At 73.1% G+C, this 15,251-nt stretch carries 11 protein-coding genes; 2 read left to right on the top strand and 9 right to left on the bottom strand.

Features of this window, described 5'->3' with window-relative positions; genetic code table 11:
* The first annotated feature begins 46 nt into the window (after window positions 1-46).
* Window positions 47-1,729 carry a phosphoglucomutase (alpha-D-glucose-1,6-bisphosphate-dependent) gene (gene pgm / locus B207_RS0102190; protein WP_018634872.1) on the top strand — a complete coding sequence of 561 codons (1,683 nt, stop codon included), beginning with the start codon at window positions 47-49 and terminating at the stop codon, window positions 1,727-1,729.
* Between the two features lie 6 nt (window positions 1,730-1,735).
* Here pgm and B207_RS32165 read toward each other — a convergent pair whose 3' ends face one another.
* The 8 genes from B207_RS32165 to rplU all read right to left on the bottom strand — a co-directional run bounded on the left by B207_RS32165 (window position 1,736) and on the right by rplU (window position 10,902).
* Window positions 1,736-3,103 (bottom strand): DUF4349 domain-containing protein, encoded by a 1,368-nt coding sequence (locus B207_RS32165; RefSeq protein WP_018634871.1) that lies wholly within the window; start codon window positions 3,101-3,103, stop codon window positions 1,736-1,738.
* A gap of 153 nt (window positions 3,104-3,256) precedes the next feature.
* Window positions 3,257-4,684, bottom strand: a complete 1,428-nt coding sequence (locus tag B207_RS0102180; protein ID WP_018634870.1) for a vWA domain-containing protein — start codon at window positions 4,682-4,684, stop codon at window positions 3,257-3,259.
* 43 nt (window positions 4,685-4,727) lie between these two features.
* Complete coding sequence (locus B207_RS0102175; RefSeq protein WP_026310576.1) at window positions 4,728-5,660, bottom strand: AAA family ATPase; 933 nt, start codon at window positions 5,658-5,660, stop codon at window positions 4,728-4,730.
* 212 nt (window positions 5,661-5,872) lie between these two features.
* Window positions 5,873-7,129 carry a glutamate-5-semialdehyde dehydrogenase gene (locus tag B207_RS0102170; protein WP_018634868.1) on the bottom strand — a complete coding sequence of 419 codons (1,257 nt, stop codon included), beginning with the start codon at window positions 7,127-7,129 and terminating at the stop codon, window positions 5,873-5,875.
* A gap of 141 nt (window positions 7,130-7,270) precedes the next feature.
* On the bottom strand, window positions 7,271-8,386 hold the full coding sequence (gene proB, locus B207_RS0102165; RefSeq protein WP_018634867.1) for a glutamate 5-kinase: 1,116 nt from the start codon (window positions 8,384-8,386) through the stop codon (window positions 7,271-7,273).
* Between the two features lie 3 nt (window positions 8,387-8,389).
* Window positions 8,390-10,045, bottom strand: a complete 1,656-nt coding sequence (gene obgE / locus B207_RS0102160) for a GTPase ObgE (RefSeq protein ID WP_018634866.1) — start codon at window positions 10,043-10,045, stop codon at window positions 8,390-8,392.
* Between the two features lie 244 nt (window positions 10,046-10,289).
* On the bottom strand, window positions 10,290-10,580 hold the full coding sequence (rpmA, locus tag B207_RS0102155; RefSeq protein WP_018634865.1) for a 50S ribosomal protein L27: 291 nt from the start codon (window positions 10,578-10,580) through the stop codon (window positions 10,290-10,292).
* 4 nt (window positions 10,581-10,584) lie between these two features.
* The gene (rplU, locus tag B207_RS0102150) at window positions 10,585-10,902 is read right to left on the bottom strand and encodes a 50S ribosomal protein L21 (RefSeq protein ID WP_018634864.1); all 318 of its coding nucleotides are present in this window, start codon (window positions 10,900-10,902) and stop codon (window positions 10,585-10,587) included.
* A 576-nt stretch (window positions 10,903-11,478) separates the two neighbouring features.
* Between rplU and B207_RS0102145 the strand changes: the two genes are divergently transcribed.
* Window positions 11,479-12,120 carry a hypothetical protein gene (locus tag B207_RS0102145; RefSeq protein ID WP_018634863.1) on the top strand — a complete coding sequence of 214 codons (642 nt, stop codon included), beginning with the start codon at window positions 11,479-11,481 and terminating at the stop codon, window positions 12,118-12,120.
* Between the two features lie 97 nt (window positions 12,121-12,217).
* Here the strand turns inward: B207_RS0102145 and B207_RS0102140 are convergent, their stop codons facing one another.
* Window positions 12,218-15,214 (bottom strand): Rne/Rng family ribonuclease, encoded by a 2,997-nt coding sequence (locus B207_RS0102140; protein WP_230204792.1) that lies wholly within the window; start codon window positions 15,212-15,214, stop codon window positions 12,218-12,220.
* Window positions 15,215-15,251: the final 37 nt, after the last annotated feature.

Genomic DNA, 15,251 nt, shown 5'->3' with positions numbered 1-15,251 from the left:
GGCATCCCGGGACACGCCGTGGGACGACATCCAGGGGGATCAGCCCATGCCGACCAGCCCGCGCGCAGGGCAGCCCGCCACTCCCGACGAGCTCGTGGATGTGGGCGCGCTGCTCGACGCCTACCAGGACGTTCATCCCGACCCGGCCGACCCGGCGCAGCTGGTCGCGTTCGGGACGTCCGGCCACCGCGGCAGCGCGCTGCGCGCCTCCTTCAACGAGGACCACATCCTGGCCACCACCCAGGCGATCTGCGAGTACCGGGCGGCCGCCGGCACGACCGGCCCCCTGTTCATCGGGATGGACACCCACGCCCTGTCGGCGCCCGCCCTGGCGAGCGCGCTCGAGGTGCTGGTCGCGAACGGGGTGGACGTCCGGGTCGCTCCCGCCGGTGAGGCGACGCCCACCCCGGTGATCTCGCACGCCATCCTCGGCCACAACGGCCGCGGCACGGGGGCGGGCGCGATCCCGTCGGCGGCCCCGGCGGCGGTGGCCGGCGGGGCCGCCGACGGGATCGTCGTGACGCCGTCGCACAACCCGCCGGCCGACGGTGGCTTCAAGTACAACCCACCGCATGGCGGCCCGGCGGACACCGCCGCCACGACGGCGATCCAGAACCGGGCGAACGACCTGCTCCGGGCGGGCCTCGCCGGCGTCTCCCGCGTCTCCTACCACCAGGCACTGACGGCGGCGACCGTGCACGACTTCGTCGGCGCCTACGTGGCGGACCTGCCGAACGTCGTCGATCTCGACGCGATCCGCGCGGCAGGCGTCCGGATCGGCGTCGACCCACTCGGCGGCGCGAGCGTCCGCTACTGGCAGGAGATCGCCGAGCGGCACAAGCTCGACATCGAGGTGGTCAACCCCGTGGTCGACCCGGCGTTCGGGTTCATGACCCTGGACTGGGACGGCCGGATCCGGATGGACCCGTCCTCGCCGTACGCGATGGCATCGCTGCTGCGGCTGGCGGCCTCGTTCGACGTCGCGCTGGCGAACGACGCCGACGCCGACCGGCACGGCGTCGTCACCCCGGGCGCCGGGCTGCTCAACCCGAACCACTTCCTCGCCGCCGCGATCTCCTATCTGTTCACGCACCGCCCGGGCTGGCCCGCAGGCGCCGCCATCGGCAAGACGCTGGTCAGTTCGGCGATGATCGACCGCGTCGCCGCCGGCGGCGGGCGCCGGCTGCACGAGGTGCCCGTCGGTTTCAAGTGGTTCGTCGACGGGCTGCTCGACGGCTCCCTCGGCTTCGGCGGCGAGGAGAGCGCGGGCGCCTCGTTCCTGCGCCGTGACGGCGGTGTCTGGACCACCGACAAGGACGGCATCATCGCCTGCCTGCTCGCCGCCGAGATGACGGCGACCACCGGGCGCGATCCCGGTCAGCTCTACGCGGCGCTGACCGAACGCCACGGCTCCCCCGCCTACCGCCGGGTGGACGCCGCGGCGACACCGGCGCAGAAGAAGGTTCTCGCCGCGCTGACCCCGGCGGCGCTCGGCGCCACCGCGCTCGCCGGAAGCCCGGTCACGGCGGCGATGACGACCGCGCCGGGCAACGGCGCACCGATCGGGGGCGTCAAGGTGGCGACGGCGGACGCCTGGTTCGCCGCCCGCCCGTCCGGCACCGAGGACGTCTACAAGATCTACGCCGAAAGCTTCCTCGGCGCCGGCCATCTCACCGAGGTGCTCGGCGAGGCCCAGACGATCGTCGACGCCGCGCTGGCCCGCGGGTAGCCGGGCTCACGCGGCGGGGTCACTGGGTCGGACCGTCGGCTCCGGACCGCCCGACGGAGCCGACGGAGCCCCCGATCCGGTCTCCCCCGGGTCGACGGCCGGCGCCGCGGGGCGGCGTAGCCGGCGGGTCAGGCGGACCGCCGCGTAGGCGACACCGGCGAGCAGGCCGACGAGCACCAGCGGACCGATCAACGCGATGATCACTTCGATACCGCGGACGAACCGGTCCCAGGAGCGGCTGGCGGCATCGCCCAGCCCGGACGACTCGTCGTCGTCGGGAGCGGGGCTGGAGCCGGCGTCGGCCTCCGTGATCCGCACGCTGAGCGTCGCCAGATCGCTGGCGTCGGCGAGCACCATCCGCTGGCCCTCGATCTGCTCGATCTGGATCTGCACCCCGTCGATCGCCTGCTGGACGGAGAGGGTCTCCCCCACCGTCGTCGCCTTGGCGAGCAGCCCCAGGTAGGCGGCGCGGGACGCCTCCAGCGCACGCTTGCGGGCCTCGAGGTCGACGTACTCACCCGTGACATCCCGCGAGGATGTCGTGGCGGACGAGATCTCACCCAGCTCACCCAGCCCGGAACGGAGCCGCTCGAACGAGGCGGTCGGCACGCGGAGGGCAACGGTGGCGTACTGGTAGTCGTCATCGGTCGTGGACGAGGTGCCGCTGACCTCGCTCGACTCGACGTAGCCGTCGAGCCCGGTGACCGTCGCCGAAAGCCCCTGGACGGTTCGGTCCACCTGCCCGACCGGCACGAGCAGGGTAGTCGTGCCGTTGCGGACGATGCGTGGCTCGGCGCCCGCCGGCCGGGCCGGCTCACCGCCGGTGCCTCCCGGCTGCCCCGGAACGGTCGAGCTCCGCGCGGGGGCGTCACGGGCCACACCCGGGCTGGGCGCCGCCGCTCCCACGCCGGACGACAGGTCGGAATCCGTCTCCCGCAGGCCTCTCCCCTGGGACGGGCCCGTGCCGGATGGGCCGGCCGAGTCCGCCTGGACCTCGATCGGAGCGGACTCGGCCGCCCCGAAGGACGATGTACCGATCGACCCGTCGTCCAGCTCGTCGGCGACGGCGCCGAGAGCCACCCCGCCGAGCAACACCCCGGTCAGGATGAGGGCACCGACGATGATCCGCCGCCGGCGGCGCACCGCCGGCGGCGACACCGGATCCGCCTCTCCCGCCCCGCCCGTTTCGATCGACCCGCCGGCCCGGTCCTCGTCACCGCCGGCCCGGTCCTCGTCACCGGCGGGCCGGTCCCGGGCGGCCTCGGCGCCGGCGCGCGGGGGGGCGGCGTCCGGGTGATCCGGCGTGGTCCTCCCGGGGGAGGTCGGTTCCCCGGTATCCCGGGTCGCCCCGGGGGTCGTCGTACTGGTCGCCATGCGGCACCCCTGTCGTCCGACCACCCTGGTGAACCCCGCGGACGTCCCGCCGGGCCACTGGTGGATGACACGGCGGACGCACCGCGCGTCAGCCGTCGAGGGGTTGGACGCAGCCACCGGGCAAACGGTTCACTGCGGAACAGAGCGGATTTCTCAGGTGGGCAGCAGCCGCTCGATGAAGTGCTGGAGCTGCTCGACGTTGCGGCACTCGACCATCTCGTCGACGAAGTCGGCGTAGGCACCGGTGGCCGAGTCGCCGGAGCCCCAGTAGCTGCGTGGTTCCGGGTTCAGCCAGTAGGAGTGCCGGGCCTGCGCGCACAGCCGGCGGAACACCGCGGCCGAGGTCGCCCGGTAGTTGTTCCGGGCGTCGCCGAGGATGAGCAGGGACGTCCGCGGGCCGACGGCGTCGGGGTACTTCTCGGCGAAGACGTCGATGGCGTGGCCATAGTCGCTGTGGCCGTCGAACCAGACCAGGTCGGCCTCGGTGGCGATGCGGGCCATCATGTCGCCCAGGTCGAGGCCGCGCAGGAAGCGGGTGACCTCGTCGGTCGTGTCGATGAAGGCGAAGGCACGGACCTTGGAGAACTGTTCGCGCAGCGCATGGGTGAGCATGAGGGTGAAGTGGGCGAAGGAGGACACCGATCCGGACACGTCGCACAGCACGACGAGTTCGGGCTTGTGCGGCTTGTGCGGCCGGTGCTTCGTCTCCATCGGGACGCCGCCGGTGGCCAGCGAGGCCCGCACCGTGCGGCGGAAATCGAGCCGCCCGGACCGGCCGAGCCGGCGCCGCGCGGTCAGCCTGGTCGCCAGCCGGCGGGCGAGCGGGTAGACCTGGCGACGCAGCTCGACGAGATCACGCTGGGAGGCGCGGAGGAAGTCGACCTGGTCCGCGAGCGGCTTCACCGCGGACTTCTCGACGGCCTCGATCCCGCGCTCCTCCGCCATCCGGCGGCGCACCTCGGAGGACACCATGTCCTCGAAGGCCTTGATCCGGTCGGCGATCGTCTGGCGGGCGATCCGCTCGCCGAGGCCACCGCGCTCGTCCTCGCCGAGCATGGCCGCGAGCAGGTCGGCGATGAGCGTCTCCGGGGACATCGCGCGCAGCACCCGGTAGATGAAGTAACTGCGCTGCCCCGGGCCGTTCTGGGCGGCGCCGAAGGCGCTGACCGACCGGCGGGCCAGGTCACGGAGCCTGTCGTCGTCACCGTCGAGCAGGGCGTCGCGGAGCATGTCCCGCATCGCCCGGCGCAGCTCCTCCAGCTCCTGCGGCGTCAGCTCGGGTGCGTCCCCGGCCTGCCCGTCGGACGCGAGCGCCGGCCCGGCGGGACCGTCCGCGTCCGCCAGCGCGACGCCGTCACCGATCCGCGGCGGGAAGTAGAGGTCGAACAGCGAGTCGAACGCGTTCCGGTACAACGGCCGCTTGCACATGGTGGCGGCGAAGGCGGACCGGACAGCGTTCCGGTCGGCCCACCCGACGGCGCCGACCGCGCGGACGGCGTCCACCGTCTCGGCGCTGCTCACCGGGACGTTCGCCCGGCGCAGCGCGGCCGTGAACGCCACAGTGCGGTCAAGCAGGTTCATCGGGACCTCCGGTTCTGGGCCCGGCGGGGCCTGCCGTCCGCCGTCAGTTGGCGCCGAGCTTGAGCTGGCTGATCGCGCGTGCCTGGTCACTGGCGTGCTTGAGGACCACGCCGAGAGTCGAGGTGACGGCCGCGTCGTCCATCGTGTCGAAGCCCAGTGCGAGGACCGTCTGGCCCCAGTCGATGGTCTCGGCGATCGACGGCGCCTTCTTCAGCTCCATCGCCCGCAGTGCCCGGACGATCCGTACCAGCGACTCCGCCATCTTCTCGGGGAGCTCCGGCACCCGGGACAGGACGATCTCCTTCTCCCGGGCCGCGGAGGGGTAGTCGAGATTGAGATAGAGGCAGCGGCGCTTGAGAGCCTCCGACAGCTCCCGGGTGGCGTTCGAGGTGAGGATGACGAACGGGCGGCGGGTCGCCTTCACCGTGCCCAGCTCGGGAATCGTCACCTGGAAGTCCGACAGCACCTCCAGGAGCAGGCCCTCGACCTCGACGTCGGCCTTGTCGGTCTCGTCGATGAGCAGGACGGTCGGCTCGTCACGCCGGATCGCGGTGAGCAGCGGCCGGGAGAGGAGGAACTCCTCGCTGAAGATGTCGTCGTGGGTCTGCTGCCAGGTGCCCGCGCCCGCCGGCGCGCCACCGGCCACGCCCTCGGGACCGGGGGCTGCCTCGGGAGCCGCGCCGGCGGCCTGGATCCGCAGCAGCTGCTTCTTGTAGTTCCACTCGTAGAGGGCGCGGGCCTCGTCCAGGCCCTCGTAGCACTGCAGCCGGATCAGCTCGGCCCCGACCGCGCTGGTCAGCGCCTTGGCGAGTTCGGTCTTGCCGACACCGGCCGGCCCCTCGACCAGCAGCGGCTTACCGAGCCGGTCCGCGAGGAAGACCGTGGTGGCGATCGCCTCGTCGGCGAGATAACCCGTCTCCCGGAGCCGCTCCCGCACATCCGCGACATCAGCGAACGCGTATCCCTGCGACGACATGGCCACCTTCCGATCCGGTGCCTGGTAGTACCCCACCGTCCATAGTGCCAGTGGTTGGCAGCACATGACGGATTGACGAGGAACGAGGGCCTTGCGGAATGCTCCGCACCGCACCCACGGGCCACTTTTGCGCCAGCGCCACCAGCATTGTCACCAGCGGAAACAGCCAGGTCACCGGCCGTCGCGCAATCCGCGAGGTACCAGGCTCGGTTCTACACCAGATGACCGTCCCCGATACCGAGCCAGGTCGTCGACGTCAGCTCGGCAAGCCCCATCGGCCCACGGGCGTGCAGCTTCTGGGTGGAAATCCCGATCTCGGCGCCCATCCCGAAACGCTCGCCGTCGGTGAACCGCGTCGAGGCGTTCACCATCACCGCGGCGCTGTCGCAGGACGCGGTGAACCGGCGGCTCGCCGCCAGCGAACGGGTGATGATCGCCTCGGTGTGGCCGCTGCTCCAGCGCCGGATGTGCTCGACCGCCTCATCCAGGGAGCTGACGACCCCGACCGCCATGTCCAGCGACAGGTACTCGGTGGCCCAGTCCTCGTCGGTGACCGGCACCGCCGACGGGTCGACGGCCCGCACGGTCTCGTCGCCGTGGATGGTCACGCCCGCGTCCCGCAGCGCTGCGAGCACCCGGGGCAGGAACTCCTCAGCGACACCCGCGTGGACGAGCAGCGTCTCCGCGGAGTTGCAGACCGAGACCTTCTGGGTCTTCGCGTTCACCGTGACGGCCAGCGCGATGTCCAGGTCGGCGTCGGCGTCCACGTACACATGGCAGTTGCCCACCCCGGTCTCGATCACCGGCACCGTCGACTCCTCGACGACCGTGCGGATCAGGCCGGCGCCGCCGCGCGGGATGAGCACGTCGACCAGCCCGCGCAGCCGCATGAGGTGCTTCACCGACTCGTGGTCGGCCCCCGGCACCAGCTGCACGGCATCCGCCGGCAGCCCGGCCGCCTCGGCGGCCTCCCGCAGCACGTCGACCAGCACCCGGTTGGAGTGCAGCGCGGAGGCGCTGCCACGCAGCAGCACCGCGTTCCCGCTCTTCAGGCACAGACCCGCCGCGTCCACCGTGACATTGGGCCGCGCCTCGTAGATGATCCCGACGACGCCCAGCGGCACCCGCACCTGGCGCAGCTCCAGCCCGTTGGCCAGAACCCGGCCGCGGACGACCTCGCCGACCGGGTCCTCGAGCGCCGCCACCTGGCGCAGCCCACCGGCCATCGCCTCGATCCGGACCGGGGTCAGCGTCAGCCGGTCGACCAGTGCGTCGGACATTCCGCCCGTCCGGGCCGCGGCGGTGTCGACCGCGTTCGCGGCGAGGATGTCGGCCGCCCGGTCGAGGAGCGCCGTGGCCATGCCGAGCAGGGCGGTGTCCTTCGCCGCCCGCGGCAGCGGCGCGAGCACACCGGCGGCCCGCCGGGCTCGCACCGCGCTGGCTCGGACGTCCTCCGCCGACGTGTTCATGACCGCAATCCCTCCGACTGTCCGCGACCTCCGGCGCGGGCCCCGGGCCGGCGTCGCCGGCGCGGTCGCGCCGCGCACGACCTTCTCGAGGCTACCGGCGTCCGGTACCCGCGGGCCCGCGACCGGAGCAACTCGCCCCGTTCAGCGGCGGGTGAGCAGCAGGACGAGGTCGTCCCGATGGACGATCTCACGCTCGTAGAACGGGCCGCGCTCGGCCGCCAGGTCCATCGTCGACCGGCCGAGCATGCCCGGAAGCTCGGCCGAGTCGAACTCGACCAGGCCACGGGCCACCGGACGGCCTCGTGGGTCGACCAGGTCGACCGGGTCGCCAGCGGAGAACTCCCCCTCTATCCGGGTCACGCCGGCGGGCAACAGGGAGGCACGGCGGTCGACGACAGCGGTGACCGCGCCGTCGTCCAGGTACAGCCGCCCCTCGGGGGCGGTCGCGTAGGCGAGCCACAGCAGGCGGGACGCCCGCCGCGGACCGGTCGGGTGGAACACCGTCCCGACCTCGTCACCGGCCAGCGCTGCCGCCGCGAGCGACGCCGAGGTCACGACGGTGGGGACGCCACCCGCCGCCGCGATCCGCGCCGCGTCGATCTTCGTCGCCATGCCGCCGACGCCGACACCGGCCGCACCGGTGCCGCGGGCGGTGAGCCCGTCGAGGTCGGCGTCCGACCGGACGTCCCGCAGCATCCGGGCCGGGCCGAGACGCGGGTTCGACTCGTAGACACCGTCGACGTCCGAGAGCAGCACGAGCAGGTCCGCGGACACCAGATGAGCCACGATCGCGGCGAGCCGGTCGTTGTCACCGAACCGGATCTCCTGGGTGGCGACCGCGTCGTTCTCGTTCACGACCGGCACCACGCCCAGGACCAGCAGCCGCTCCAACGTCGTGCGTGCGTTGCGGTAGTGGGTCCGGCGGACCACATCGGTCTCGGTCAGCAGGACCTGGCCGACGCGGTGCCCGGCCCGGCCGAACGCCTCGGCGTAGCGGTGGACGAGCTCGCTCTGCCCGACGCTGGCCGCGGCCTGCAGAGTGGCCAGGTCGCGGGGCCGCCGGGCCAGGCCGAGCGGGGCGAGCCCGGCGGCGATCGCCCCGGACGACACCAGCACCAGCCCACCCGCCCGGCTCACCACCGCGGCGACGAGGGCCTCGACCCGCGCGGTGTCCAGCCCGCCGGCGGCGCTGGTCAGCGAGGAGGAACCGACCTTGACGACGACGCGGGTCGCCTCGGTGACGAAGGACCGTGCCACGAGCTACCCACGCTCACCCGGGCTGCCACCGGTGGCGTCGCCGCCAGCAGCGGGCTCGTCGTGACCGCCGAACTCGTCGAAGCCGCCCACACCGTCGCGGCGTGCCGCCCGTTCCGCCCTGGTCGGTCGCCTGGACGTCCGGAACCGCTGGTCGGTGCCCCGCGGGCCCATCGGGACGTCCGCCACGGCCCCGGCCCGAACACCGGACCGACCGGCTCCCGGCACCCCACCGGACCCGCCGACGGTCGCGACCGTCGGCAGAGGCACCGGACGGACCACGCCGTAGCCGTCCCCGTCGGCTCCGTTGCCGTCCAAACCGTTCCCGTTCCCGCTGCCGTGGGCGGCTTCGAGGATCAGGGCGTCACGGCCTGACAGGGTCGGCTCCCAGTCGAAGGTCACGTCGCCGATGGTGACCTCCACCCCGGGGACGGCTCCCTGGCGTGCCAGCTCCTTCTCCACCCCGAGCCGGGCGAGCCGGTCTGCCAGGTAGCCGATCGCCTCCTCGTTGGCGAAGTCGGTCTGGCGCACCCACCGCAGCGGCTTCGGCCCGCCGACGACGAACCCCTCGCCCTCCGGCCGCACCGTGAAGTCGGGTTCGTTGACCGCCCGCGGGCGCAGGACCACCCGCGGGACGCTCCGGCTCGGTGCCGCGGCCCGTAGGTTCGCGACCAGCTCGGCGAGGGCGAGCGAGAGGGCGCGCACCCCCTGGTGGCTGGCCGTGCTCACCGCGTGGACGGCCAGCCCGCGGGCCAGCAGGTCCGCGGTGACCAGCTCGGCGAGCTCGGCGGCGTCCGGAACGTCGACCTTGTTCAGCACGACGAGGCGGGGCCGGTCGGACAGGTCGGTCGTGTAGGCCGCCAGCTCCGCCTCGATCACGTCGAGGTCGGTCAGCGGGTCACGGCCCGGTTCGAGCGTGGCGCAGTCCAGCACGTGCACGATCAGCGAGCAGCGCTCGATGTGCCGCAGGAACTCCAGGCCCAGCCCACGCCCCTGGCTCGCACCCGGGATCAGCCCCGGCACATCCGCCACCGTGTAGGGCGGATGATCGCCGGCCCGGACGACCCCCAGGTTCGGCACCAGCGTCGTGAACGGGTAGTCGGCGATCTTGGGGCGGGCGGCGCTGAGCACCGAGACCAGCGACGACTTCCCCGCGCTGGGGAAGCCGACGAGGGCGACGTCGGCGACGCTCTTCAGCTCCAGGACGGCGTCCAGCTGCTCCCCCGGCTCGCCGAGCTCGGCGAAGCCGGGCGCCTTGCGGCGGGTGGAGGCCAGTGACGCGTTGCCGCGACCGCCACGGCCGCCGTGCGCGAGGACGTAGGTACTGCCCGGACCGATCAGATCGACGATCTCCTCGCCGTCCGACGAGATCACGACCGTCCCGTCCGGGACGGCGAGGACCAGGTCGTCGCCGTCGGCGCCGTGCCGGTTGGAGCCCTGGCCAGGCCGGCCGCTGCCGGCCTTCTGATGGGGGTGGAAGTGGAAGTCGAGCAGGGTCGTGACCCCGTTGTCGACGCGCAGCAGCACATCGCCGCCGCGCCCGCCGTTGCCGCCGTCCGGGCCGCCGAGGGGCTTGAACTTCTCCCGGTGGATCGAGCAGCAGCCGTGGCCGCCATCGCCTGCAGCGGCGTGCAGAACCACCCTGTCGACGAACGTCGCCATGGTCGGCCACCTCTATCCTGCTCGTGTCGTGCCGCGCCTACCTGGCACGCACCTGCCCGGGCCCAGCCCAGCTCCCTGGCCCGCCGCCGCGGTCCGCGGCCGACGGCAGGGGACACACGAGAGCGCCGCGCATGCCACCGGCCGGGGTTCGGCGGTGGCTCACGCGGCGCCCAGTGAACGAACTACCAACTACATCCGACTACCAGGCGGACCAGCGGCCCGCTCTGGCGCCTGACGGCAAGCGTCAGGCGCTGACCGCGACCTTCTCCTCGGCCTGCCCGTTCTGCACCGCGACGATGTTCACGACGCGGCGACCCCGCTTGCGGCCGAACTCGACGTGGCCGGGAGCCAGGGCGAACAGAGTGTCGTCGCCGCCACGGCCGACCAGGTCGCCCGGGTGGAAGTGGGTGCCGCGCTGGCGGACGATGATCTCGCCGGCCTTGACGAGCTGGCCGCCGAACCGCTTGACGCCGAGCCGCTGCGCGTTCGAGTCACGCCCGTTACGCGAGGAACTCGCGCCCTTCTTATGCGCCATGTCGTCAGGCCTTCCCCGTCTCGATCCCGGTCACCTTGAGGCGCGTGAACTTCTGGCGATGCCCCTGGCGCTTGTGGTAGCCGGTCTTGTTCTTGAACTTGTGGATCCGGATCTTCGGACCCTTGACGACCCCGACGACCTCGGCGGTGACCTCGACGGACGCAAGTGCGTCAGCGTCGTGCGTGACCGACTCACCGTCGACCAGGAGCACCGCCGGAAGGTTCACGGCCGCGCCCGGCTCTCCGGAGAGGAGCTCGACGTCGACGACATCGCCGACGGCGACCCTGTGCTGCTTGCCGCCGCTGGCAACGACCGCGTACACCAGATCTCCCTGCTGTTGGATCTTGCATGGGCCGCGCTGGCGGCCCTTCACGTCTGCCCACGTGGTTGACGCCCGCGCCGGCCATCCGATGGAGAACCATCCTGATGGCACCGCGCCGCACCTCTGCAAGCAGCCTCCGAAAGAAGTCTGGTTGCGGAGAAGCCTGCTCGCGGCATCGAGGCCTGGTTACGGCATCGAGCGCGCGCCTGTCCCGTGTCCGTCCCACCTTACAGGTCATCTGCGCAAGCGTGAAAAAGGCCTGCCGCCAGCAACCGGTCCGCTCTCCCGCCACGGCTCTCACACCGGATATGACCAGCAGGTCCCAAGCAGTCCCGACAGTTCTCAACCAGTCGACGACCGGAGGACACAGATAGAACCACCGGGATGGGGACACGGGCGATAGGCAGACACCGACAGGGTCATCCTGGCTATGACCCGGACGGGCCATGGTCGGACGCGACGCGCCCGGCAAGCATGTGGGGTCCTCCTCGACCCGGCGGGATGTCGGCGCAGGTGGGGCCGCACCACCCGAGCGGTGGCCGTGGCCAACCAGACGGCGCGTAAGGGGACGATCCGGTGAACTGGCAGTACGTGACCTGGGCGGCCGGTGCGGCCACCGTCGCCGCCCTGATGGTCGTCTGTCGCCCGCTGGTCGCGACCGCCGCGGGCCACACATCCGCCGCGGTCGGCCATGGTGCGTCCGCGCCAGGCCGTCAGGCACGTCTCCCGGCGCCGTCGGCGATCAGGGTTCTCGGGGTGCTGGTCGTTCTCGTCGCCCTGGTCACCGCCGAGCTGACCTTCGACGATCTGATCAGTCCCCCTGCCTGGGCACGGGCCGGCTGGGCGCTCCTGACCGCCGCCGCGGCGATCTGGCTGGCCGCGCACGGCCGCGAGCTGACCAGGGCGACCGCCGCCGACGTCGTCGCCGCGCCGACGGGAACCGCGCCGGGCCCGCCATCACAGCCGGCCTCCGGGCGGATGGCCGATCCGCTCTCCGAACAGGATGATCTGGTGCAGACGCTGGTGGTCGCGTCCTACGCGCTGCAGATGGGCGACGAGCCCCGCGCACGCCAGGCACTGGACGGCGCGCTGCGGCGTTCCCGCGCCACTCTCGACGAGCTGATGCGCCAGCGCGGCGGCCACGGGTTCGTCCGGGCGGCCCCGGCAGCTCCCTCGTCCTCGTCGGTCAGCAGGAAGGTTTCCGGCCTGTCGTCCTGACGGGTCCGCGGTCTGTCCCCTGGGCGCGGCGGCCCGTCCGCTCGGGTGCGCAGGACCGGCGGTCACCGGCTGCGCACCCGAGCGCCTGGTCAGGGCCTCAGCTCCCGGCCACGTCTGACGGCTGGAGCGTCTCGGTCGGCTTTGACACCGGTCGGGATGCCCGCCGACGGCGAGTCCGTGCCGGCTTCTCGGTGACGGCGGCCGGGCCCGCCCCGTTCGTCCCCGCGTGCAGGACACTGTCCGGGTCGTCGGTGTTCGCGAAGACCGCGTTCTCCGTGCTGTCCGACGCGGGAGGCTTCGACGCGGGAAGCGCTGCCGACTGGCCGGCCGCGACGAGTTCCCGGGCGGCGGTCGCCACCGGGTCGCTCAGGCTGCCAGCCGGGCGTGCCGGCTCCTGCCGGGCCGCCTCGATGCCCCGCACACCGCGGACACCGGAGATGGCCGCGACCGCTTCGCCACCCGCACCAGGAGTGACACCGCCGGCGGCACCGGCGGCGGGCTCCCCGTCCGGTGACGCCGCCTGCACGTCGCCATCCACGGCCGCCTCCGGCACCGACGCCGCGGCGACCAGGGGCGGGCCGGCGCTCTTCGCCGCCTGCCGAGCCCTGCGCCCGGTGGGGCCGGCCTGCTGGGCTGGCGGCGCGGGGGGCGGCGGCGCGCTCACGTGCGCCCCGTCCAGATGGATCGTCACCCCGCGGCCGTTGCAGTGTGCGCACGGCTCGCTGTAGGCCTCGAGCAGCCCCTGCCCGACCCGCTTACGGGTCATCTGGACCAGGCCGAGACTGGTGACCTCGGCGACCTGGTGCCGGGTCCGGTCCCGGCCGAGGCATTCGGTGAGCCGGCGCAGGACCAGCTCGCGGTTGCTCTCCAGCACCATGTCGATGAAGTCGATGACGATGATGCCGCCGATGTCGCGCAGCCGGAGCTGGCGGACGATCTCCTCCGCCGCCTCCAGGTTGTTCTTGGTGACTGTCTCCTCGAGGTTGCCGCCCTTGCCGGTGAACTTGCCGGTGTTGACGTCGATGACAGTCATCGCCTCGGTGCGGTCGATCACCAGCGAGCCGCCCGACGGCAACCAGACCTTGCGGTCGAGCGCCTTCGCGAGCTGCTCGTCCACCCGGTACTCGGCGAAGACGTCCCCGGTGCCGACGTAGCGGCGAACCCGGTCCCGCAGGTCGGGAGCCACCGTGTCGACGTATCCCTCGACGGTCGCGGCCTCGCCCGCGCCCTGGACCACGAGCTCGGTGAAGTCCTCGTTGAAGATGTCCCGGATGACCCGGACGACCAGGTCGGGCTCGCCGTACAGCAGGGAGGGGGCGTTGGCCTTCTGGGCCTTGTGCTGGATGTCCTCCCACTGAGCCACGAGCCGCTCGACGTCGCGCTCCAGCTCGGCCTCGCTGGCGCCCTCGGCCGCGGTGCGCACGATCACGCCGCCGTTCTCCGGCGTGATCTTCTTCAGGATGCTCTTGAGTCGGGCCCGCTCGGTGTCCGGCAGCTTGCGGCTGATGCCGGCGTTCTGCCCGTCCGGCACGTACACCAGGTAGCGGCCAGGCAGGCTGACCTGGCTGGTCAGCCGGGCGCCCTTGTGCCCGATCGGGTCCTTGGAGACCTGCACGAGCACCGACTGGCCGGACTTGAGCACCTGCTCGATCTTGCGGGGGCGCCCGTCGAGGCCCGAGGCGTCGTAGTTCACCTCGCCGGCGTAGAGGACCGCGTTGCGACCCTTCCCGATGTCGACGAAGGCGGCCTCCATGCTCGCCAGCACGTTCTGCACCCGGCCCAGGTACACGTTGCCCGCGTAGGACGCCGAGCTCGCCCGGGTGACGAAGTGCTCGACCAGGACGCCGTCCTCCAGGACGGCGATCTGGGTCCGGTCACCGTTGTTCTTGACGATCATCCGCCGCTCGACCGACTCGCGCCGGGCGAGGAACTCGGCCTCGGTGACGATCGGAGCCCGGCGGCGGCCGCTGTCCCGGCCCTCGCGCCGACGCTGCCGCTTGGCCTCCAGCCGGGTCGAGCCACTCACCCCGCGGACGAGGTCGTCGTCCCGGCGGGTCTCGCGCACGTGCACGACGGTGTTCGGCGGGTCGTCGGGCGTCGGCACACTCTCGCCGGTGCCGGAACGCCGCCGCCGCCGACGCCGCCGCCGGGACCCACCGGCCCGGTCATCGTCGGTGCCGTCGTCGGCGGAGTCCTCCGCGCCGTCGTCGAGGTCGGCGCCGTCCTCGTCGGACTCCTGGTCGTGCTCGGCCCCGGGCTCCAGGTCGGCGTCGCCGTCGTCCTCGTCCGGCTCGTCGAACACCTCCCGCACCTCGACGCGCCGGGACCGCCTACGGGTCGGCCGGGCCTCGGCCGCCTCGTGCTCCTCCGCGCCGGCCTCGGGCTCCCGGATCGGCTCCTCGGCCTCGCCGTCGTCATCGGTGAGGTCGGTGGTCTCGTCCTCGCCCCGGGCCCGACCGCGGCCGCGACGGCCGCGCCGCCGACGGCGAGTGCCGCCCGCGCCGGTGTCGTCGCTGTCCGCATCCAGATCGGCGTCGGCGCCGAAGGTACCGGCGTCGGCGGCCTCCTGCCCGGCGTCGTCGGCGTCGAACTCCGCGTTGGCGTCGAACTCCGCGTTCTCGTCCGTCACCGAGTCCTGCGAGTCGTCGACGGCAGCATCCGCCACCGGCTCGTCGACGGCGGGAACGGGCGCCGGCTCGTGGCGACGAGGCCCCCACGGGTCGGGTGCCGCCGGTTCCGGCTGCTGGAACATGATCATGGCGACCGGGCGGCGGGCCGTGGGACGGGTCGCCGGGGCGGCGGCCCCTGCTTCGGTGCCGCTCGTCCAGGTCGGGGTGAACGCCCTGGTGCGCCGCCGCGCCGGGCGTTCGCTCCGCTCGTCGGCGGCGGACGCCGCGCCACTGGTCACGGACACCTCACCGGCCGCGACAGCCGCATCGCCGCTGACGGTGCCGGCCTTCGCCACGGACGCCGGGGGCTCGTCGGCGACCACAGGCTCGGCAGCGACCACAGGCTCGTCGGCAACCGCGGCAACCGCGGCAACCGCGGCGGCCGGCCGGGCCGGCGCCCCGGTCGGGGCGGAACCTTCGACCACGGCGGATGTCCCGGCGGCAGGACTCTTCCCGGCCCGG

The organism is Parafrankia elaeagni (genome assembly GCF_000374165.1).
Taxonomy (GTDB): domain Bacteria; phylum Actinomycetota; class Actinomycetes; order Frankiales; family Frankiaceae; genus Parafrankia; species Parafrankia elaeagni.
Note: the sequence above shows the minus strand (reverse complement) of the source record. Positions and strands in the feature narration are given on the sequence as shown.

What these genes read in the sequence shown, in the direction of transcription:
- B207_RS32165 (WP_018634871.1), bottom strand. Translation starts at nt 3,103, where the DNA reads ATGGCGACCAGTACGACGACCCCCGGGGCGACCCGGGATACCGGGGAA.
- obgE (WP_018634866.1), bottom strand. Translation starts at nt 10,045, where the DNA reads ATGGCGACGTTCGTCGACAGGGTGGTTCTGCACGCCGCTGCAGGCGAT.
- B207_RS0102180 (WP_018634870.1), bottom strand. Translation starts at nt 4,684, where the DNA reads ATGAACCTGCTTGACCGCACTGTGGCGTTCACGGCCGCGCTGCGCCGG.
- B207_RS0102170 (WP_018634868.1), bottom strand. Translation starts at nt 7,129, where the DNA reads ATGAACACGTCGGCGGAGGACGTCCGAGCCAGCGCGGTGCGAGCCCGG.
- rpmA (WP_018634865.1), bottom strand. Translation starts at nt 10,580, where the DNA reads ATGGCGCATAAGAAGGGCGCGAGTTCCTCGCGTAACGGGCGTGACTCG.
- B207_RS0102175 (WP_026310576.1), bottom strand. Translation starts at nt 5,660, where the DNA reads ATGTCGTCGCAGGGATACGCGTTCGCTGATGTCGCGGATGTGCGGGAG.
- pgm (WP_018634872.1), top strand. Translation starts at nt 47, where the DNA reads ATGCCGACCAGCCCGCGCGCAGGGCAGCCCGCCACTCCCGACGAGCTC.